The organism is Streptomyces sp. NPDC055189, assembly GCF_053606765.1.
Window position 1 is genome coordinate 1 of sequence record NZ_JBSGSG010000112.1, and the last position, 20,714, is coordinate 20,714.

At 70.8% G+C, this 20,714-nt stretch carries 15 protein-coding genes, 5 tRNA genes and 1 riboswitch; of the genes, 8 read left to right on the forward strand and 12 right to left on the reverse strand.

Annotated elements, in window-relative coordinates; all coding sequences use genetic code 11:
• Window positions 1–149 precede the first annotated feature (149 nt).
• Entirely contained in the window at window positions 150–962 is an 813-nt protein-coding gene (trmB, locus tag ACWFR3_RS42115) for a tRNA (guanosine(46)-N7)-methyltransferase TrmB (protein ID WP_453740017.1), read from the forward strand.
• Between the two features lie 64 nt (window positions 963–1,026).
• On the forward strand, window positions 1,027–2,424 hold the full coding sequence (locus ACWFR3_RS42120; protein WP_453740018.1) for a PrsW family intramembrane metalloprotease: 1,398 nt from the start codon (window positions 1,027–1,029) through the stop codon (window positions 2,422–2,424).
• Here the strand turns inward: ACWFR3_RS42120 and ACWFR3_RS42125 are convergent.
• The 5 genes from ACWFR3_RS42125 to ACWFR3_RS42145 form a co-directional block, all read right to left on the reverse strand.
• Complete coding sequence (locus ACWFR3_RS42125; protein ID WP_453740019.1) at window positions 2,421–3,365, reverse strand: aldo/keto reductase; 945 nt, start codon at window positions 3,363–3,365, stop codon at window positions 2,421–2,423. The two genes, ACWFR3_RS42120 and ACWFR3_RS42125, sit on opposite strands and share 4 nt — an antisense overlap.
• A 185-nt stretch (window positions 3,366–3,550) precedes the next feature.
• Window positions 3,551–4,636, reverse strand: coding sequence for a M23 family metallopeptidase (locus ACWFR3_RS42130; protein WP_453740020.1), 1,086 nt, complete (start codon window positions 4,634–4,636; stop codon window positions 3,551–3,553).
• An 11-nt stretch (window positions 4,637–4,647) separates the two neighbouring features.
• Window positions 4,648–4,794: riboswitch (cyclic di-AMP (ydaO/yuaA leader) on the reverse strand.
• Between the two features lie 270 nt (window positions 4,795–5,064).
• Complete coding sequence (locus ACWFR3_RS42135) at window positions 5,065–6,312, reverse strand: PP2C family protein-serine/threonine phosphatase (RefSeq protein ID WP_453740021.1); 1,248 nt, start codon at window positions 6,310–6,312, stop codon at window positions 5,065–5,067.
• A gap of 210 nt (window positions 6,313–6,522) precedes the next feature.
• A tRNA-Met gene (locus tag ACWFR3_RS42140) sits at window positions 6,523–6,596 on the reverse strand.
• 61 nt (window positions 6,597–6,657) lie between these two features.
• Entirely contained in the window at window positions 6,658–7,869 is a 1,212-nt protein-coding gene (locus tag ACWFR3_RS42145) for an alginate lyase family protein (protein WP_453740022.1), read from the reverse strand.
• Window positions 7,870–8,085: 216 nt separating this feature from the next.
• Here ACWFR3_RS42145 and ACWFR3_RS42150 point away from each other — a divergent pair, with 216 nt between their 5' ends.
• Both ACWFR3_RS42150 and ACWFR3_RS42155 read left to right on the forward strand, forming a co-directional pair.
• Window positions 8,086–8,847 (forward strand): TetR/AcrR family transcriptional regulator, encoded by a 762-nt coding sequence (locus ACWFR3_RS42150; protein WP_453740023.1) that lies wholly within the window; start codon window positions 8,086–8,088, stop codon window positions 8,845–8,847.
• 169 nt (window positions 8,848–9,016) lie between these two features.
• Window positions 9,017–9,682, forward strand: a complete 666-nt coding sequence (locus ACWFR3_RS42155) for a hypothetical protein (protein WP_453740024.1) — start codon at window positions 9,017–9,019, stop codon at window positions 9,680–9,682.
• Between the two features lie 103 nt (window positions 9,683–9,785).
• Here the strand turns inward: ACWFR3_RS42155 and ACWFR3_RS42160 are convergent.
• The 6 genes from ACWFR3_RS42160 to ACWFR3_RS42185 form a co-directional block, all read right to left on the reverse strand.
• Window positions 9,786–9,858, reverse strand: a tRNA-Lys gene (locus ACWFR3_RS42160).
• Between the two features lie 111 nt (window positions 9,859–9,969).
• Window positions 9,970–11,532: an amino acid permease gene (locus ACWFR3_RS42165; protein ID WP_453740025.1), complete on the reverse strand. Its 1,563-nt coding sequence runs from the start codon at window positions 11,530–11,532 to the stop codon at window positions 9,970–9,972.
• A 65-nt stretch (window positions 11,533–11,597) separates the two neighbouring features.
• Entirely contained in the window at window positions 11,598–13,700 is a 2,103-nt protein-coding gene (locus tag ACWFR3_RS42170) for a LamG-like jellyroll fold domain-containing protein (RefSeq protein ID WP_453740026.1), read from the reverse strand.
• Between the two features lie 169 nt (window positions 13,701–13,869).
• The gene (locus ACWFR3_RS42175; RefSeq protein WP_453740027.1) at window positions 13,870–16,155 is read right to left on the reverse strand and encodes a DEAD/DEAH box helicase; all 2,286 of its coding nucleotides are present in this window, start codon (window positions 16,153–16,155) and stop codon (window positions 13,870–13,872) included.
• A gap of 317 nt (window positions 16,156–16,472) precedes the next feature.
• Window positions 16,473–17,042, reverse strand: coding sequence for a hypothetical protein (locus ACWFR3_RS42180; RefSeq protein ID WP_453740028.1), 570 nt, complete (start codon window positions 17,040–17,042; stop codon window positions 16,473–16,475).
• 149 nt (window positions 17,043–17,191) lie between these two features.
• Window positions 17,192–17,542, reverse strand: a complete 351-nt coding sequence (locus tag ACWFR3_RS42185) for a metallopeptidase family protein (protein ID WP_190082831.1) — start codon at window positions 17,540–17,542, stop codon at window positions 17,192–17,194.
• Between the two features lie 59 nt (window positions 17,543–17,601).
• Here ACWFR3_RS42185 and ACWFR3_RS42190 point away from each other — a divergent pair, with 59 nt between their 5' ends.
• The 4 genes from ACWFR3_RS42190 (at window position 17,602) to ACWFR3_RS42205 (ending at window position 19,522) form a co-directional block, all read left to right on the forward strand.
• Entirely contained in the window at window positions 17,602–19,155 is a 1,554-nt protein-coding gene (locus ACWFR3_RS42190; RefSeq protein ID WP_453740029.1) for a metallophosphoesterase family protein, read from the forward strand.
• A gap of 79 nt (window positions 19,156–19,234) precedes the next feature.
• A tRNA-Glu gene (locus ACWFR3_RS42195) sits at window positions 19,235–19,307 on the forward strand.
• Between the two features lie 39 nt (window positions 19,308–19,346).
• Window positions 19,347–19,421, forward strand: a tRNA-Asp gene (locus tag ACWFR3_RS42200).
• Window positions 19,422–19,445: 24 nt separating this feature from the next.
• A tRNA-Phe gene (locus ACWFR3_RS42205) sits at window positions 19,446–19,522 on the forward strand.
• A 55-nt stretch (window positions 19,523–19,577) separates the two neighbouring features.
• Here the strand turns inward: ACWFR3_RS42205 and ACWFR3_RS42210 are convergent.
• Entirely contained in the window at window positions 19,578–20,705 is a 1,128-nt protein-coding gene (locus ACWFR3_RS42210; RefSeq protein ID WP_453740030.1) for an ABC transporter permease, read from the reverse strand.
• Window positions 20,706–20,714: the final 9 nt, after the last annotated feature.

Consider the following 20,714-nt stretch of genomic DNA (forward strand, 5'->3'; position numbering starts at 1 on the left):
GGGCTGAATATCTTCAGCCCGTCCGGCGTTTGAGGACGAACTCGGCGAAGCCGGTGATGACGGCACGCACAGGGCACAGGGCACAGGGCCCTCGCGCCAGCGAGTTTTCGGGAAGGGGCGGGGTTGGGGACAGATAAAATCCACCCACTGTGTCTGACTCACCCGCCACCCCCAGCAGCCCCCGCCCTCCGCGCCCGAAGAGCGAGCCCCGCTTCCCGCAGGGCCCCGCCCCCGACCCCGCCGGGTCGCATTTCGAGCGCCGGATCCGCAGCTTCCAGCCCCGCAGGAGCCGCGTCACCACAAGCCAAGCGGACGCGCTCCAGCGGCTGTGGCCCAAGTGGGGCCTGGACATCGACGGGCAGCGCGTCCTCGACCTCGCCGAACTCTTCGGAGCCGAAATCCCCGTCGTACTGGAGATCGGCTTCGGCATGGGTGAGGCCACCGCGCAGATGGCCGGCGACGCCCCGGACACCGGCATCCTCGCCGTGGACGTACACACCCCGGGCCAGGGAAACCTCCTCGGCCTCGCGGAGCGCAACGGCCTCGACAACATCCGCGTCGCGAACGGCGACGCCGTCATCCTGCTCCGCGAGATGCTCCCGCCCGCCTCCCTCGACGGCCTCCGCGTCTACTTCCCCGACCCCTGGCCCAAGGCCCGCCACCACAAGCGCCGGATCATCCAGCCCGACTTCCTGGACCTCGTCGCGCCCCGCCTCAAGCCCGGCGCCCTGCTGCACTGCGCGACCGACTGGGAGCCGTACGCCGAGCAGATGCTGGAGGTGCTCACCGCGCACCCCGCGTTCGAGAACACCCGGGAAGACGGCGGGTACGCGCCCCGCCCCTCCTTCCGCCCCCTCACCCGCTTCGAGGGCCAGGGCCTGGACAAGGGGCACGTGGTCAACGACCTGCTGTTCCGCCGCACCCCCGGCCAGGCGGACCCGGCCACCGGCCAGGCGGACTGAGATACAGGCCACGGGGCCTGAGACACCGTCGCGGGCCACCCCCGTCCCTCGTTAGGGTCAACGCGTGGCCACCCGTTCTCCGTACCCGCACCCGATGCCCCCCGACGGGATGCCCCCCGACGGGCCCGCCGGGCTGCGGCACAAGCGCTGGTGGCAGCGGCGGGCGATACGCGCGGCCGCCCTGGTCACGCTGCTCGCCCTGTCCGGCCTTGTCATCCTGGCCCTGGTCCGGGAGCAGACCGGCACCGAAGGCTTCATGGTCGGGCTCGGTCTCGCGACGCTGCCCGTGCCGCTCCTGGTGGCCGCCTTCCGGTGGCTGCAACGGGTCCAGCCGGGCCCCTGGCGGAATCTGCTCTTCGCCTTCGCCTGGGGCGCCTGTGCCGCCGCGCTCATAGCGATCGTCGCGAACAGCTTCGCGACTCGCTGGATAGCCACCGCCACGGCCGACCCCACCAGCGCGGACACCCTCGGCGCCACGGTCATAGCCCCGATCGTCGAGGAGAGCGCGAAGGCCGCGGCCGTACTGCTCGTCTTCCTCTTCCGCAGACGCGAGTTCACCGGCATCGTCGACGGCGTGGTGATCGCCGGAGTGACCGCCACCGGCTTCGCGTTCACCGAGAACATCCTCTATCTCGGCAGCGCCTTCGGCACCGACCAGCTCAACGGCGGGACAGGCCTCGCGTCCGTGACGGCGGCGACCTTCTTCGTGCGCGTCGTGATGTCGCCCTTCGCGCACCCGCTCTTCACCGTGCTCACCGGCATCGGCTTCGGCATCGCCGCGCTCAGCGCCGACCGGCAGAACTGGCGCCGCGTCCTGCTCCCGCTCGGCGGGCTCCTCCTGGCGATGGGCCTGCACGCCCTGTGGAACGGCTCGGCGAGCTTCGGGGACTACGGATTCTTCGCCGTGTACGCGGCCTTCATGCTGCCCGCGTTCGGCCTGCTCACCTGGCTGGTGATCTGGATCAGGCAGCGCGGCCTGCGCATCGTGCGGGCCGAACTGCCCGCGTACGTGCTCGCGGGCTGGCTCTCCGCCCCCGAGCCGTACGCACTCGGCACGATGCGCGCCCGCACGCTGGCCCGCGACTACGCCTCGTACGCGCAGGGCAAGGCCGCGGCGCGCACGGTCGCGGAGTACGAGACGTACGCGACCTCTCTCGCGCTCCTGAGGCACAGGGGGCGCAAGGGGCGCGCGGGCGCCGATTTCGTCGTACGGGAGCGGGAGTTGCTGAACGCGCTGTGGGAGCGCCGCGAGGCGGCACGGCCCGCCCTGGCCTACGCGGCGCGCGCGACGGCACCGGTGCTCGTACCGATGCCGCCGCCGTACGGATACCCGCAGCACCCCCAGCACCCGCAGCCGTACGGGTACCAGCAGCCCTACGCGCAGCCGTACCAACAGCCCTACGGATATCCGCACGCCCAGCCGGCCATGCCCTACCCCGCGTACAACCCCTACCGCGGCTAGGCGGAGGCCTCGGTGAGTGCCGACACCTCGGCCTCCGTCAGTTCGAGCTCCCCCACCGCGAGCAGCGCGGGCAGCTGCTCGACCGTACGGGCCGACGCGATCGGCGCCGCCACCGTCGGCTGCGCCGCGAGCCACGCAAGGGCCACGGTCGCGATCTCGGCGCCGCGGGCCTCGGCCACCTCGTCAAGCGCGGCGAGCACCCGTCGGCCCCGCTCGGTCTCCAGGTGCTTGCCCGCGCCCGCGGCCCGCGCGCTGTCGACCTGCGCGCCCGGACGGTACTTGCCGGTCAGGAAGCCGGAGGCGAGCGCGTAGTACGGGACGGCGGCCAGGCCCGAGCGCGAGGCGACCTCCTGCAGCGAACCCTCGTAGGTGTCGCGCGAGACGAGGTTGTAGTGCGGCTGCAGTGCCGCGTAGCGCGCGAGGCCCTCGCGGTCGGAGAAGTCGAGGAACTCCTGGAGGCGCTCGGGGGTCACGTTCGACGCGGCGACGGCGCGCACCTTGCCGGACGTCACCAGGTCGTCGAGCGCGCCGACGATCTCCTCGACGGAGACGGTCGGGTCGTCGTAGTGCGTGTAGAAGAGGTCGATGTAGTCGGTCTGCAGACGGCGCAGCGACTCCTCGGCACCGGCCTTGATGGTGTTGGCGGAGAGACCCTTGTAATCGGGGTGGGCGCCGACCTTGGTGGCGAGCACGACGTCGGAGCGGTTGCCGCGCGCGGCGAGCCAGTTGCCGATGACGGTCTCGGACTCGCCGCCCTTGTTGCCGTCCACCCAGGCCGAGTAGACGTCGGCGGTGTCGATGAAGTTGCCGCCGGCGGCGGTGTAGGCGTCGAGCACGGAGAAGGACTGCGCCTCGTCGGCCGTCCAGCCGAAGACGTTGCCGCCGAGGGCGAGCGGGAAGACCTCGAGGTCGGACGAGCCAAGCTTGCGGAGAGAAGTCATACGGGACTCAACGCCCATACGGATCACAGCATTCCGCTGGGCCGGTCCGCGGCACCCGGATGGCGGGCGTGCAGAACCGGGACATGCCGAACCGGGAGGTGCCGAACCGGCACACGCCGAACCGGCAGCCCTGGCGTCGGGGGGTTGTCGCCAGGACCGCCGGAGTTCCGGGGCTACTGGCTATCTCAGAGCGACTGGCCCTTGCCGCGCAGCCACGCCGCCGGGTCGACCCCGGTGGAGTCGCCGCCCGGGTGGACCTCCAGGTGGAGGTGGGCGCCGGTGACGTTGCCGGTCGCGCCGACGCGGCCGATGGTCTCGCCGGTGGTGACCTTCTGGCCGACGCTGACGCTCATCGAGGACTGGTGGCAGAACCAGAGCTCGGTGCCGTCGTCGAGTTCGAGGACCGTGCGGTAGCCGTACGCCCCCGCCCAGCCGGCCTCCTTGATGGTGCCGGAGTGGATGGCCTTGATGGGCGTGCCCGTCGGAGCCGCGAAGTCCAGGCCGGTGTGGTAGCCGGAGGACCACATGGAACCGGGCTGGCCGAAGGTGCCGGTGAGCGTGTACGAGCCGACGGGCAGTGTGTAGCTCTTCGCGAGCTTGGCCAGGCGCTCCGCCTCGGCCTTCTTCTTGGCCTCCGCCTCGGCCTTCTTCTTCGCGGCGGCCTTCTCGGCGGCGATCTTCTTCTCGGCCGCGGACTGCTTGGCGGCGGCCTGTTCGGCGGCCTGCTTCACGGCGGCTTCTTCGGCCGCCTTCTGGACCGCGTCGTCCGCCTGGTCCTGCTGGTTCTCCGCCTGCTCCATGATGCGCGCCCGCAGTGCCTCGCCGGCGTCCGTGCTGCCCTGCTCGGCATCGGCGGTGCTGAGGCCCGCTGCGCTCAGGGGAGCGGCGGCAACCGTCACGCCGTTGTCCGCGGCGGCGGAGTCGTCCGAGTCGCCGGCTATCAAAGAGCCCACGCCGGGCAGCGACTTGGCCTCCGGCAGCGAGTCCGTGACGGCCGACATGTCCGGCATCTCGATGGAGACCGGGGGCTTGCCGCCCTGCGCGGTGGCTATGCCGCCCGCGCCGACCGCGGCTATGACGCCTACGCCGAGAACCGTGGAGCTGCGGGCGAGCCCGCCACCGCCCCGCTTGTGGACGCGGTGCCTGCCGCGGACGGGACGGATGGACTCCTCGGTGGGATTCCATTCCTCCCAGGAATTTTCGTCATACCCACCGAAATCGTTGTCATTCGGTACGTACGCGCCTTGGGGGGCAGGGCGGTTGGACGCCACGGGGGCGCACTCCTTTCCTTCCTTCTCGCCTACCGGGTTAGCTGACGGGTTCGGAGCAGGAAGGTCTCCTACGGACAGCCGGCACGGATGCACGGATGTCCGATTCACCCCAATTAGTGGTTCCCCGGCTCCCTTTCGGGATTAGGCGCGTGCGCGCGGAGCCGACTCGAGTGACGGCTGGGACGACCGCGCTGCGTTATCGAACGTTAATAGACAGCGGGGTCGTATTCCAAGCCGTTCCGACTGATCGTTAACGGCATTGGCCTGTACTTAACGGGACACGGGGGTTCGGAACGGGGCGAGTTGACGCCACTTCTTCACACACCGGAGCTTCACAATTCCTTGACAGTACGTCAGTTGTTATGCGGAGTGGTGTCCTTCAGTCACGGCCGGTGACATCGATCTACGTGACCTGACACGGATCTCCGTCACCTGACGCCGTCCCCCGGCGCCGACGGCCGTCGCACCGCGAGCAGCGCCATGTCGTCGGTCGTCCCGCCGCCGGTGTGCCGCCACACTTCCTCGGTGAGCGTCGACAGGAGCGCGTCCGGGCCATCGGGTCCGGGGAAGATGCGGCCGCCGAGCCGGGCGGCCGGATCGTAGAACTCGCCCCGTCGGTCACGCGCCTCGGAGAGCCCGTCGGTGTAGAGCAGCAGCATCGCCCCCGGCGGGAACTCCGACTCGTCCGCGCGGTCCGGCCAGGCGCCCAGCTCCCCCATCCCCAGCGGCAGCGCGGGCTCGGTCGCGGACAGGACGCACAGCCGTCCGTCGCCGTGCAGAAGGAGCGGCCCGGGGTGCCCGCGGTTGATGAGGCGTACGAGACCACCGCCGTGCGGGATTTCCGCGAGGATGGCGGTGGTGAACCCCTCGAAGTCGTCGAGCCCGTCGCGTCGCGTGCCCTCACGCGCGAGGGCGCGCTCGAGGCGCTGCGCCACCGCCTCAAGGGTGGCCTCCTGCTCGGCGGCCTCCCGGAACGCCCCGATGACCACGGCGACGGCCGCCACCGCGCCCATGCCCTTGCCCCGTACGTCGCCGACGATGACGCGTACGCCGTGCGAGGTGTCCTGCACGGCATACAGATCACCCCCGATGAACGCGTCGGCCTCCGCGGCCTCGTACCGCGCCGCGACATCGAGCCCGCCGATCCGGGGATCCGGCTGCGGCAGTACGGCGCGCTGGGCGGCCTCGGCGATGGAGCGGGCGGAGGCGAGTTGTTCGTCGCTGCGGCACACGACGCGGTTGATCAGGACGGCGAGCACGGCCACGGTGAGGACCGTGAGCAGTTCGGTGACGGCTTCGACGTCGGTGGTGGTGTTGGTCCTGACGTGCAGGAAGTGGACGGTCGCGCACGAGACCACGCCGACGAGGACGGTGCCGAGCAGCGAGTAGAGGGGGGCGGCGATGAGGGGCGCCGCGGTGAAGAGGGGCGCCGCGGTGAACGCGGCCGGGGTCGAGATGTCGTAGACGACCCCGACGACGATGAGCAGCAGCGGAAGGGTCCGCACGAACGCCCGCTCGTGCCTGACGACGGGGCCTGTGCCGGAGCCCGTTCGGGGTCGTCCGGTGCCGGAACCCATGCGGGAGCCCTTCCCGGAACCCGTGCGGGGTCCCTTGACGGGATCGCGGCGCACGGACCTGCCCGCGCCCCCGCCGCCGTTTCCTCCTCGCTGCCCCACCGGTTTCTCCCGCCGAATTCCGCGGCCAGGACCAGATCCATGACCACGTTCATTCAGGGTTCCCGGAGCTGCGGCGCGGGGCGACCGGTGTGGGCCGACCGGGTGGCACTTTTGCACGCGGAAACACGGAAGCAGACACAGCGAAGCAGAAACACCGACGCAGAAACACCGAAGGCCCGGATCCATTGGATCCGGGCCTTCGGTCTTTAGTAGCGGGGACAGGATTTGAACCTGCGACCTCTGGGTTATGAGCCCAGCGAGCTACCGAGCTGCTCCACCCCGCGCCGTTGAATGCAACTCTACGCCATCAGGGGGAGTGAAAGCGAACCGGTGGAGAATCGGCGCTCACGCGTTCCCGGCATGCGTCAGCGTCTCCCACGCCACGAACAGGCCGTCCGTCCCCTCGGGCCGCTGTTTTCGCGTGAACCGCTCCGTCTCCGGCAGGTCAAGCTTCAGCCGCTCCCGCAGGTGATTGAGGCCCACCTCGGTGTCGGGCCCCATGTCCCGCTGCACCTTGCCGCCGCACAGCCACTGGGGCGCCTTCGCGCCCAGCTGGTACTTGGAGTGGAATTCGAGCGCGGCGAGCAGCCGCTCCTTGACCTCGCCGTACAGATCCACGCCCTGATGCCAGGCGGTCTCGGCGATGTGCGCGGTGGCCGCGAGGGAGTAGCTGGCGTGTTTGAAGTTCCGGCAGGTCTCCTGGGAGATCCCGTCGGCGAAAGTCTGCTGCCCGAACCAGTACTTCCGGAGTTTCTCCGGTGTGTTGATGCCGCTGTTCGCGGGCGACACGGGCAGCGGCCCGTCCGACTTCAGATAGAAGTAGGCGGGAACGCGGGTCCTGAAATGCGTCACGGCCTTCTCGAAGGACTCGTGGTCGTCGAGGAAGACCGCCATGTTGATGGTCGCGTCGGCCATCAGGAGATCCCAGTTGCCGTTGAAGTCGGCCGCTCCGTCGCGTACTTGGGGCAGGTAGGCATTGCGCAGCATCCGCTCGAAGCGCAGGAGTTCGCCGTCGGTCCAGCCGTCGTAGGTGTAGCGCACGGCCTCGGCCGCGCGTGCCCAGGTGGAGGCGGCCCAGGCCGTCTGGAGGCCCGCGTTGGCCTCCGTGTGCTTGGTGATCACCCGCGACCAGGCGTCCATGATCTGTACGGCCTTCTCGGCGTGCGCGCGCTCGCCCGTGACGTTCCAGAGCAGGGCCTGGGTGTACGCGGCGATGGCGTCCTCGCGCTCCTCGACGCAGCCCTGTCCGGCGCGGGTGCCCGCCGGGCACCCGACGACGGCGTACGGCTTGGCCTGGTAGCCGGCCGCGCCGTACTTGCTGTCCCGCATCTGCTCGAACGCCGCGAGCCAGGGCTGCTCGCGCGCCTCGACATGGTCGCGCACACGCTTCAGCTGCGCCTTGCTGACGAGCACGCCGGGGTGTTCGAAGCTCTGCTCGGCGGGGCGGGCCCGCGCGGTCTCCCCGTCGGTGCCGCCGCCGGATCCGCCGCAGGCCGCCGATGCGCCGGCGAGCAGCGGCACGAGCACCATCACGAGAGCCCGTCGTACGGAACCCATGCTGTACCTCCGGATCGGCCACCTGGCAGGCTCAGCGTCGCCCCGGGGACGCGGGTCCGCAGGCGAAGCGGGGCCGTTCGGGCGAGCGGCCGAACACCGTACGCGAGCTCGTACGCTGTTCGCGCGGAGGGCTACCCTGACGGGGCCGGTCTCCGAGACCGGCGCATCAGGACATCCAGCAGACCCAGCAGACCCAGCAGACAGGGAGGTCGCCGTATGCCGGCGGACGACGACACGGACGAGAAGCAGGTCCTATCGGTATGGACCCGCCCCGAGCGGCGGCGGCGTGAGCAGCCCTCGCTGAGCCGGGGGCAGATCGTCTCCGAGGCCGTCCGGCTGCTCGACGCAGAGGGAATGGACGCCCTCAGCATGCGCAAGCTCGGCACCCGCCTCAACGCGGGCGCCACCTCGCTCTACACGCACGTGGCCAACAAGGACGAGCTGATCGAGCTGGTCGTGGACGCGGTCTACGGCGAGATGCACGTCCCGCGGTCCACCGACCCCACCGACTGGCGGACGGCCACGATCGCCTGCGCGGACACCATCCGCTCGACGATCCTCGCCCACCCCTGGATCGTCTCCGTGCTCGGCGAGACGGGCGTGGCCCATCTCGGCCCGAACATGATGCGGCTCTCCGACGGCATGCTCGGCATGCTGGAGGCCGGCGGCTTCACCCTGGAGGAGGCCGACCGCGCGGTGACCACGCTCTTCTCGTACGTCATCGGCATGACGACCACCGAAGCTGCCTGGCTCACCTCGATCGCCCGCAGCGGCAGGAGCGAGCAGGAGTGGGTCGAGCAGCTGCGGCCCGCGGCAGAGAAATCCGTCGAGGCCTACCCGCGGCTGCGCGCCCTGTACGCGGCGCAGCGCGACAGCCAGGCGGCCGAGACCCGCGAGGACAACTTCGCCTACGGCCTCAACCGCATCCTCGACGGCCTCGCCCTCCACCGGAAGAACACGGCCGCCGACCGGGGGTGACGTGACAGGCCCGCCGCCCGGCCCTCAACGCCGCGTCGAGGAAGCGTTTTTGCTGGGACAGAACGCGGACATTCCCACAACCGCTTGAAGATCAAGGCGGACCTAATGTCGGAGGTGTCAGCAGGAAACACACACCGCTCACCGCTACCGACAGCCCCTGGAGATCCTCATGCGTTCGCGTCGTGCCGCCCGGTCCACCCGCCTCGTACTGGCCGCGGTCGCGATGACGGCCCTCGCAGCCACCGCCACCGCGTGCGGCCCCGAGGACACCATGAGCGCTGACACCTCCTCCCCCACCGCCGACAGCGGCAAGACCCAGAGCCCCTCCACGGACAGCCCGTCCAGCGGCTCCGGCTCCGACTCGGGCTCGACCGGCTCCAAGGACAAGACCAGCTCCGAGGCCGGCGACGACAAGAAGAGCGGCTACGGACAGGCCTGCGGCACCAACGACGTGACCTTCACGCTCACCGAGGAATCCCAGGCCGGCGGCTACTACCTCGTCGCCGCCAAGGCCAAGTCCGGCATCAGCTGCTACCTGGACGTCAACACCCCCAGCGTGTCCTTCGGCTCGGGCGCCGAAGGCGCCGCCTCCCCCGTCGGGCAGGGCGGCGAAGACCCCATCAAGCTCACCGGATCCGCCACCGCCTACACCGGCATCAGCCCCAAGACGACCGACGGTGACGGCGGCGTCCAGTTCGAGAGCGTCATCATCTCCCTGACCGACGAGGACCCCAACCCGGCCGAGCTCAAGCTCCCCGAGCCCGCGGACGTCGACAAGCCCATCGTCACCAACTGGTCGACCAACCGCGCCGAGACCGTCCCCGTCATCGCCTGATCGACCGCATCCAGCCCCGGAAAACGAGCAGCGCCCGAGCCGACCAAAGTCGACTCGGGCGCTGCTTAGCAGGTCAGAGGGGGTTTCCCTCCCCTGCGTGCGGTAGACCGTGTGGGACTCGAACCCACAACCAATGGATTAAAAGTCCACTGCTCTGCCAATTGAGCTAACGGTCCGTGCGGATGCACCCCCCGAGCATAGCCGGACAGGCCGCGCGGTCCGATCGGGTATCGGTTCCTAGGCCCGTCGCGGGTTCCGCGACGGGCCGCGGACCTGCCACGGAACCGTCAGGGATCGGTCGGTTCCGGGGCCCCGCGCCGGGCCGCCTCGCGGGCCGCGGTGCGCTCGTGGTCCGGGTTGAGGAACCAGTGCCTGGCCGATGCCAGCCACCAGGTCGTGGCGAAGCCGAGGACGGCCAGGACCGCGATCGGGGCGTAGTTGAAGGTCTCCCAGGTGACCGGCGAGACCTGCGGCAGCATGAAAAGAATCGTGATCACGCCGACCCAGGCCACCGCCACGATGCCGATCGGCCGGGAGAAGCGGCCCAAGTGCCAGGGACCGCGCTCGAATTCATCGCCCTTGCGGAGCCGGAGCAGGGTCGGGATGACGTAGGCGATGTAGAGGCCGATGACGGCGATGGACGTCACCGCCGCGTACGCCGTGACGTTGATCAGGTAGGGCAGGCCCAGGACGAGCGCGCCGAGGGCCGCGAGCCAGACCGCCGCGACGGGTGTGCGCGTACGCGGGTTGACCGAGTGCCAGATGTGCGAGAAGGGCAGCGCTCCGTCCCGCGAGAAGGCGTAGATCATCCGGGAGTTGGCGGTCACGGACGCCATGCCGCAGAAGAGCTGCGCGCCGATGACGACGAGCAGGAGCAGCTTCCCGGCGGTCGCCCCCAGCGCGTCCAGAAGAATCTGGGCGGGCGGCGCCCCGGTCGCCGACTCACGGGCGCCGTCGTACGACTGGATGGCGAAGGTGAAGCCCAGGAGCAGCACGAACCCGGCGATCCAGGACGTCCAGATGGACCGCACGATGCCCTTGGGCCCGGCGGTCGACGCGTCGTGCGTCTCCTCGGTCATGTGGGCGGAGGCGTCGTACCCGGTGAAGGTGTACTGGGCCATCAGCAGCCCGATGAGCGCCACATACAGCCCGCTCCCCCACCCCGTGTTGTTCACGAACTCGGTGAAGACGAAGGACGCCGACTGATGCGAGTCCGGCGAGAAGGCGAGCGCGCCGACGATGACGGCGACCCCGAAGACGTGCCACCACACGCTGATGCTGTTCAGCAGCCCCACGATGCGCACACCGAAGGTGTTGAGCAGCCCGTGCAGCACCAGAATCCCGGCGAAGAGCATGATCGTGCGCCCCTCGGTGACCTGGAAGTCGAACTGCAGATTGAGATACGCGCCCAGGAACGAGGCCGCCCCGAAGTCGATCCCCGCGGTCACGGCGACCTGCCCGAGCACGTTGAACCACCCCGTGAACCACGCCCATGCGGCCGCGGTCCGCGCCGGCGCGAGCCGGTGAGCCCAGAAGTAGAGCCCGGCGGAGGTCGGGTACGCCGAACAGATCTCGGCCATCGCAAGCCCGACGAACAGCGTCATCAGACCGACCCCGACCCACCCCCAGGTGATCAGGGCGGGACCGCCGGTGTTCATGCCGAACAGGTACATGGTGAGGCAGCCGGACAGGACCGAAATGATCGTGAACGAGACCGCGTAGTTCGAGAACGCGGACATACGACGGGCCAGGACCTGGGTGTAGCCGAGCTGAGCGAGACGTTCCTCGTCGGAGCCGGCAGTGGCGATAGGTGGTGGTGACTGCTTCCGCTCTCCGGGGTCACTTGTCATGTCCCCAGCGATTCCCTCGCCGGGGGCACGACATGCGTCACCGTCGTCCGAAAAGCGCCCGCCGCTCAGGCCGGCGTGCCCCCCGCACGCAGCACCGCCACCTGGTGCTCGCTGAGCGCTCCCGCATACGCGTGCACTTCGTCGACGGCGCCGTGCAGATACTCGCCCCAGCCGTCCGCCGTGGCCGCCCGGCCGACCTGCAGCCCGCCCGTGTCCCGCCAGCTGTGGTGGAAGGGTGCCTTCACCGAGAGCTGTCCGTCGACGTACAGCAGGACCTCGTCGGCGCCGGCGTCGTACACCACCGCCAGGTGATGGGGCTCGCCGCTCGAAGCCCAGTCGTTGTCCGCCGTCAGCTTCGTCGTCTCCGCTCCGGCCCGGTCCTCGTGTGCCAGCGTCAGCTCCCACTGCTGCTGGTCCGGGGTGTAGCGCAGCGCGGCGAGGTTCACGTGCTCGCCCGGCAGCGACAGGACGGTCGCTGTGCGGCCCTCGGCGGCCGGGTCCAGCTGCACATGCGCCGCCAGCGAGAAGCTGTCGCCCGTGTCGACGGCCGGGCCGTCGGTCGCCGCGAAGTCCCCTTCGCCGTCGAGCTGAAGGTGCCCCTCGCCCACCAGCGGGGGCTCGCCGGGAGCGCACTCCGGATCCGTGCCGGGGTCGCAGTCGCTGTCGTCGCGGTAGATCCGGGCGTCACCGCCCAGCTTCATCGGCTGCCGGCCGTCGTGCTCCGGGCTGGCTCCCGCAGTCGCCTCGTCGAGCTGCCAGAACCCTTCCCGTACGGTTCCGCGCTTCCCGAGATTCGCGACCTCGGCCGGAACGGCCACCCGGTCCCACACCTGTACGTCGGCGATCCGCCCGTCCCAGTGCCGGCCCTGGCCGTCGGCACCGAGCGACCGGCCTATCTGCAGGCCTCCGGAACCAGCGGGTGCGGCGGCGCTCTGAGCCGTATCGACGAGGCGGCCGTTCACATAGAGGCGCGCCGTCCGCTCCACCGGGTCGTACACACCTGTCAGGTGCGCCCATTCCCCGCTCTCGGGCAGGCCCCCCTTGGCCCGGACCGCCGTGCCACCGCCCAGCGTGAACGACCAGGTCCCCGCGGCGTCCGCCCCGAGGGCGAACGCGGGCTTCCCGTCACCGTCCTGGCTCACCGCCGCCATGTCCCGTCCCACCGGCCCCGGACGCACCCAGGCACTGACCGCGAACGCCCCTCCGGTGTCCACGGCAGGCGCTCCCGACGCCAGATACGCACCGTCCGAACCGTCCAGCTCCACCGCGGACTTCACGTCCGTACGAGACGGCCCGTCGGCGCCGAAGACCACGGACCCACCGGCTTCGGCGGGCCTGCCGCCCGCCGCGGCTTCGGCCCGGCCCGAACCCGCCGGGTCGGCGAGCTTCCACCGCGCGACAGCCGTACGGCCACTGGCCACCCGGAACTGGTGGTTGGCGGGTTCGCTCGCATTGCCCGCCCGGTCGATCGCCTGGACCTGGAGCCCGTACACGCCGGACGACTCCGGCATCCAGCGCAGTTCGACCGGGCCGCCCGGCTCCTTCGGCCTGGCCGTCTGCTGCTTGCCGCCCGTGAAGTTGTAGATGTACGCCACGGTGTCGTCCGAGGAGGAGTCGACCGTGAACGTGCCGTACGACCCGACGCCGTCGTGCCAGGACTCCTGGCCGTCCGGATACTCGGGCGACGACACCGAGGGCTTTGCGGGCTGCTCCGTGTCGTACACGAACCCGCACTCACCACGGCCGCCGTCAGAACTCCACGGCCCCCACGCCGTCCCGTCGAAGGCCCGCACCCGCCAGTCCACATCGGTGAAGGCCGGCACCTCGTCCGGGACGGTCCAACGCACCTGCGAGCCACTTCGCTTGGACGTCGTCTGCGTCGAGCGCACCTGTCTCTCCCCCGCCTCGTCGCGCCAGGAGACCTCGAACTCCGCCGAGACCGACTGCCCGTCCGGGTCGCGGAGCACGGCGCTCAACTCCGGCCGCGTGCGTACGTACGGTCTTTCCGTCCCGCTCGCGCACTCTTTGCCCCCTGTCGTGAGCTCGGACGGCGCAGGCTGGTCCGGCGGCCGGTTCTCCGCGGCCGCTGCCGCCCATGGAGTGGCTACGACGGCCGATGACGCGAGCGCGACGGCGACAGCGCTGCGTACGAAGGCATGACGAATCACGGGTTCCCCTCCCTGTGGGCCCGGCTCCCCACCGGACCACCGCTTCGATCAAGCCCGAAGGTAACAGCACGTACTGACATCGACACCCCCCGCAAGGCCCCGTGCACGACGAAGGGCCCGCACGACGAATGTCGTGCGGGCCCTTCGGTCAGATCAGACCGACCGTGGGTCAGCCGTTGCGCTTCCAGCGCGGCTTGTCGTCGCGGCGGCCGAAGGAGCCGGTGCCCGTGCCGGAGCGGTCGCGGTTGAACGACGGGCGGTCGTGGCCGCCGGAGCGGGCGCCGCCGGCGGGGCGGTCGTCGCGGCGGTCACGGTTGAACGGACGGTCGCTGCCGCGGTGGCCGCCGGAGGGGCGGTCGTCGCGGCGGAAGCCGGAGCCGCCACCACGGTTGTCGTCACGGCGGAAGCCACCGCGGTCGCCGCCCGAGGGACGGTCGTCACGACGGAAGCCCGAGCCACCGCGGTTGTCGTCGCGGCGGAAGCCGCCACGGTCGCCCGACGGACGGTCGTCACGGCGGAAGCCGGAGCCGCCACCACGGTTGTCGTTGCCGCGGTCGCGGTTGAAGCCACCGCCACCCTCGCGACGGTCGCCGCCGCGGAAGCCGGAGCCACCGCCACGGTTGTCGTCACGACGCTCGAAGGAACGGCCACCACCACGGCTGTCGTTGCCGCGGTCGCGGTTGAAGCCGCCACCCTCGCGACGGTCGCCGCCACGGAAGCCGCCCGAGGAACGGTCGTCACGGCGCTCGAAGGAACGGCCACCACGGTCGTCACGGCGCTCACGCTCGTAGTTGCCGCGCTCGTCGCGCTGCGGACGGCTGTACGAGGAACGCTCCTCGCGGGCGGCGACGGGCTGCTCCGGGACGGAGACAGCGGCCTCGACGACGGCCTCGGCGGCGGCGGTGGCCTCGGCGACCGCGGTCTCCGGGTCGTCGCCGCGCTCGCGGGCGGCACGCGCGGTCAGGCGCGAGGCCTCCTCGCGCAGCTCCGTCGCGCGGCGGGTGGCGCGCTCCAGCTCCTTGGTGAGGTCCTTGACCTCACGCTCGGCCTGGGTCGCGGCGTTGCCCGCGGAGTCGGCCTGCACCTCGGTCATCGAACGGGCGCCGGTGATCTCGGCGACCTCCGGGTCGAAGGTGCCGCCGCCGTTGATGATGTGGCGCGTGGCGTCGACGCCCGCGTCCTCCATCAGGCGGAAGATCTGGCGGCGCTGGTGCGGCAGGGAGAGGGACACGACCGTGCCGGAGCGGCCCGCGCGGGCCGTACGGCCCGAACGGTGCAGGTAGTCCTTGTGGTCGCCGGCCGGGTCCACGTTCAGGACCAGGTCGATGCCGTCGACGTGGATGCCGCGCGCGGCGACGTCCGTGGCGACGAGGGCGTTGACGTAGCCCTTCTTGAAGTCCTCAAGGACGCGGGTGCGGGCACCCTGCGTCATGCCGCCGTGCAGCGCGTCGGCCTTCACGCCGGACTCGCAGAGCTGCTCGGCGATACGGTCGGCGCCCAGCTGGGTGCGGACGAAGATGATCGTGCGGCCCTTGCGCGCGGCGATGGCGGCCGTGACGGGCGCCTTGTCGCGGGGCTTCACGATGAGGATGTGGTGGGTCATGGTCGTAACGGCGCCCTGGGCGGCGTCGACCTCGTGCGTGACCGGGTTGGTCAGGTAGCGCTTGACCAGCGTGGAGATCTCGTTCTCCATCGTGGCCGAGAACAGCATGCGCTGGCCGCCGGACGGAACCTGGTCGAGCAGCTCGGTGACCTCGGGCAGGAAGCCCAGGTCGGACATCTGGTCGGCCTCGTCGAGCACCGCGATCTGGGTGTCCTCGAGCGAGCAGGCGCCGCGGCTGATGATGTCGCGCAGACGGCCCGGCGTGGCGACGAGGATGTCGACGCCGCGCTCGAGGGCGTAGATCTGGTTGCCCATGGACGTACCGCCGCAGACGACCTTCATCTTCAGGCCGAGCACGTCGCCGTACGGCTGGAGCGCATCCGCGACCTGCATCGCGAGCTCACGCGTCGGCGTGAGGATGACGCCGCGGGGCTTCTTCTTCTCGGTGCGGCCGCCGGCCAGCGTCGCGAGGAGGGGAAGACCGAAGGAGAGGGTCTTGCCGGAGCCGGTGCGGCCACGGCCGAGGATGTCCTTGCCGGCCAGGGCGTCCGGGATGGTCGCGGCCTGGATCGGGAAGGGGGCGGTCACGCCGTTCTGGGCGAGCTTGCGGACGATGCCCTCCGGCAGACCGAGGTCTCCGAAGGTGGGGCCGGTCTCGGCGGTGTCGTCGGACTCGGACTCGGCGGCCTCGGCGGCAGCCTCGGTCTCGACGACGACCTGCTCGGCGGCTTCCACGACGTCCGCGGCCTGGACGGTCTCGACTACCTCGGCGACGGCCTCGGCCGTCAGCTCGTCGGTGCCGGTCGTCTCGTTCTCGGGCAGGACGGCGTGGTCAGAATGAGAAATGGACATGCGAAATGCGAAACCTTCCGGAGTCTCGGCACGCGCCCGTCAACTCCGTGATTTCGCAATGGACCGCCTCTATGCGGTCAGCCACGGCAAGGGAGAGTACGCGCCACGCGGCGCTCTTCTTTTTCGGCGCCGGGCAAATGGGATCAAACGATCTACCACCATACGCACCCACCCCCCCAGAAGGCAAACCGCACCCTCCGGGGTGCCTTGGAATCCACCCCCCGCAGCCCGTCTCACCTGCGACAAATCGGGTTTCGGACAGGGGTGCAACCGTTTCGGACAGAGGCCGAACCCCAGCCCTCCGGGGCCCGCGGGACCTAAGCGGGCCCGGCCTCCGGTGAAGGCTCCCGCGACCTGAGCCCCGCCGACCGCTCCCCCAGCTGCGGATTCTGCCCCGGCTCGTGCGCCGACGACGAGGGCTCCGGGGTGGGCTCGGGAGTCGGCGTCGGTGTCGGCTTCGGGGGATCGGGGGTCGGGGTCGGCTTCGGGGGATCGGGCTTGTCCCGCGTAGGCGTGGGCCCCCCGCCGCCCTGCGTGGGCGGGGCGGGATCGTCGCCGCCCCGCGAGGCGGAGGCGGAGGCCCTTGCGGCATCGGAACCGGACCCGCCGGACTCGTCCGAGCCCGCCTTGCCCTTGCCTCTGCCCTTGCCCTGCTTGCCGTGCTTGCCGCCCTTCGCGTCGGCGCGGCCGCCTTCAGGGCCCTCGGCCGACCCGCCGCCCGGCGGGACGCTGCCGCCGTCCGGGGCGGCCGCCGCGCTGCGCCCGCCGGCGGACCGCGCGGGGCCGGGGCCGCCGCCCCCGTCGTCACCGATGCTCATGCAGCCGGCGGTCGCCATGACCGCCACGGCCGCTGCGGTCCACCGGACAGGAACGTACAACTGGCGCACGGCCGAGCACCTCCGAGGCGCTGAGAAGCGGGGACGCCCTACCCAACTCCCTTGCCCCGCAAGAGGACACGGACGATGACACCGGCCGCCGTCCGGCGCCACCGAGCGCCGTCGGCCGTCAGCCGTATCCCGGGGCGTGCAGGCACCCGTCAGCCGTATCCCAGGGCGTGCAGGCGCTCGTCGTCGATCCCGAAGTGATGTGCGACTTCGTGGACCACGGTGATCTCGGTCTCCGCGACGACGTCCTCGCGCGACTCGCACATGCGCAGCGTCGGCCCCCGGTAGATCGTGATCCGGTCGGGCAGCACTCCCGCGTACCACTCGCCCCGGTCCGTCAGCGGAGTCCCTTCGTAGAGCCCGAGGAGCTCGGGATCCTCGGCGGGTGGTTCGTCCTCCACGAACACCGCCACGTTGTCCATCAACCGCGTCAACTCGGGAGGAATCCGGTCAAGCGCCTCGGCGACCAGTTCCTCGAACTCTTCCCGCGTCATCTCCAGCACACCCCCATTGTCGGCCACCGCCCCGCATAGCCGCCTCTTCCCCCGGGCATACCGGACCAATGGCCCGCGACTTCCGTGCGCCCGCCGCCCTCGTTCGCCACTACCGCTCCCGCCACCCGCACCCGGTGAGCGAGCTCATCAGCCCTCCCCACCCGTACGGCCGCGCGGCGGGCCTGGTCGCGGTCGTCCTGCTCGGCGCGTGGCTCGGCCTGCTCATCGTCGGCAGCGTGCACGCGCCGGTCGGTCCGATGGACACCCGGATGACGCTGCGCCCCTCGCTCACCGGCGGCACGAAGATCAACGTCTCTCCGCTCGGCGCCCTTGAGCTGCGCTCGCACGTCGCCCCCATCCGCCTGGACGTGGACGTGGACCGCCTGGACCCGGTCCGCTCCCAGGCCCTTGTCGACCACCCCGAGCGGCTCTCGGGCCTCCAGGACGAGGTGACGCAGGACGTCGGGCACGGCACGCTCGACCTGGCCGCACGCTCCTGCGCCGCCGTCGTCGCGGGCGCCACCGCCCTGGGCCTCGCGGTCTACCGGCGTCCGCGCCGGGCCCTGGCGGCGGGCGGCCTCGCCCTCGCGCTCCTCGCGGCATCGGGCGCCGCGGCGTACGCCACGTGGAACCCGAAGTCCGTCCTCGAACCGAAGTTCTCGGGCCTCCTCAGCAGCGCCCCGTCGGTGGTCGGCAACGCACGCAGCATCGTGAGCGAATTCGACGTATACCAGCAGGAATTGGCGCGTCTCGTCACCAACGTGACGAAGCTGTACGACGCGACGTCGACGCTCCCCGCGTACCAGCCCGACCCGTCCACGATCCGCGTCCTGCACGTCTCGGACATCCACCTCAACCCGGCGAGCTGGAAGATCATCGCTTCGCTCGTCGAGCAGTACGACATCAACGTCATCGTCGATTCGGGCGACACGATGGACCACGGCAGCGCGGCGGAGAACGCGTTCCTCGACCCCATAGAGGACCTGGGGGCTCCGTACGTGTGGGTCAGGGGCAACCACGACTCCCGTACGACCCAGAGCTACCTGCGGCGCATGAAGAACGTGCACGTCCTGGACGACGGCGCGGCCGTGTCGGTGGCGGGGCTGCGGTTCGCCGGGACGGGCGATCCGCAGTACACCCCGGACCGCTCCGAGGCGCAGGCGCAGGGCAAGCTCTTCGAGGAGACGGCGGGCATCCGCCTCGCCTCCTCGCTGCGGGACCAGCGGGCGGCCGGCACTCCCGTCGACATCGCCGTGGCGCACAACCCCGATGCCGCGCGGAAGACGGACGGCGAGGTGCCGCTCGCCCTCGCGGGGCACGTGCACCACCAGGAGATGGAGGTCATGGACGGCGGGACGCGGCTACGCATCGAGGGGTCCACGGGCGGGAGCGGGCTGCGGGCGGTCGAGGGCAAGTACCCCGATCCGGTCGAGGCCTCGGTCCTCTACCTGGACCGGGACACCCGGCGCCTCCAGGCGTGGGACGAGATCAAACTGGGCGGGCTCGGCCTGACGAAGGCGGAGGTCAGCCGCCATCTGCCGAAGGAGAACCAGCCCGGCGCGACGCCTTCGCCACCCCCTGGTGGCCGGTCGCCGGGGAGCGGTTCCCCGGCCCCCCGATAACCGTTTTGGCGATACCTCCCCGCATCCCATATGCTTCTCACGTCCCCGACGCGCTGCAAAGCGCCCAGGTGGGCCCTTAGCCCTCATCGTCTAGTGGCCCAGGACGCCGCCCTTTCAAGGCGGTAGCACGGGTTCGAATCCCGTTGGGGGCACGCAACACCTTGTGCGAGACTAGTGCTCGCACAAAGCATGGTCCTGTGGAGCAGTTTGGAGTGCTCGCCACCCTGTCAAGGTGGAGGCCGCGGGTTCAAATCCCGTCAGGACCGCTTGCGATTCCACGCGGATCGCGTGGCTGGGTAGCTCAGTTGGTACGAGCGATCGCCTGAAAAGCGATAGGTCGCCGGTTCGATCCCGGCCCCAGCCACCACTTCGAAGGCCCCGTCCCCCGGACGGGGCCTTCGCCGTTCCTGGTGGGCCACCCGCTATGCCGCCGGCGCGGCCGCATGCGCCGCGGGCTTCTCGCGGCCGCCCGGATGCCGGTGCCGCCACACCCAGAACACCGCACTCGCAAGGACCGCCCACGCCGCGAGCACCAGGAACGGGAACGCGTGCTGGTTGCCGCCGAAGTACACCGCCGTGTGCTGCGCGTTCACCGAAGCGCCCGGCGGCAGCCACTGCCCGATGTGGCCGAGCACCGACGGAAGCAGCGGCCACGAAACCGCGCCGCCCGACGACGGGTTGCCCAGGAGCACCATCAGGCCCCACGTCGGGATCATCGCCCAGCGCCCGAACAGCGTGTTGAACATCGTGAAGACCATCCCCGACGTGAACATCGTCAGCGCCAGGATCAGCCACGACTCCACGAACGGCAGGTCCACCGCCCCCAGCCACCAGTCCACCACCGCCGCGATCACGAACCCGCCGAGCAGCGCGTAGAGCACCGTGAAGCCGATCCGCTCCGCCGGGTTGAGGCCCCGCGCGTGGACGCTCAGCTGGATCGCGCCGACGAAGCCGATGATCACCGCGGCCAGCGAGATGTAGAAGATCGCGAGCCCTCGCGGGTCGCCCTCCTGGAGGGGCTTGATGTCCTTCACCGTCACCGGCACCCCCACCTTCTCCCCGACCTTGGGCGCGGTCTCCTCCAGGACCTGGGCGACGGACGATCCGGAGGCCCCCGAGACGTCGAAGGTCACCTTGCTGCCGGACTCCCCGCCGTCCGGGGACACCGCGAGGATCGCGAACACCTTCTGCTCCTCCACCGCGTCGCGCGCCGCGGCGAGGCTGTCGTACTCGTGGACTTCGAGCGACGCGTTCAGCGCCTTCTCCATGCCGTCGAGGAACGCCTTGCCCCGCGTGGCGTCCTGCGCTCCCACCACCGCCGTGGGGATGCGGTGCGGGGTCGGATTCGCCATGGAGTACGTGTACGAGCCGGCGAAGAGCCCCGCCGCCGCGGCCAGGATGAACACCAGCACGATCGCCGGCAGGAACGGCGACTGCTTGAACGCCTCCCACCGCTCGCCCCGCGTGGGGGGCCTGCCGTGGGCGCCGTGCTGGTGCTCTTCGCGCTCGGGCCGGACAGCCCGCTCGGGCTCCTGCTCAGGGTGAGACATATAAGTACG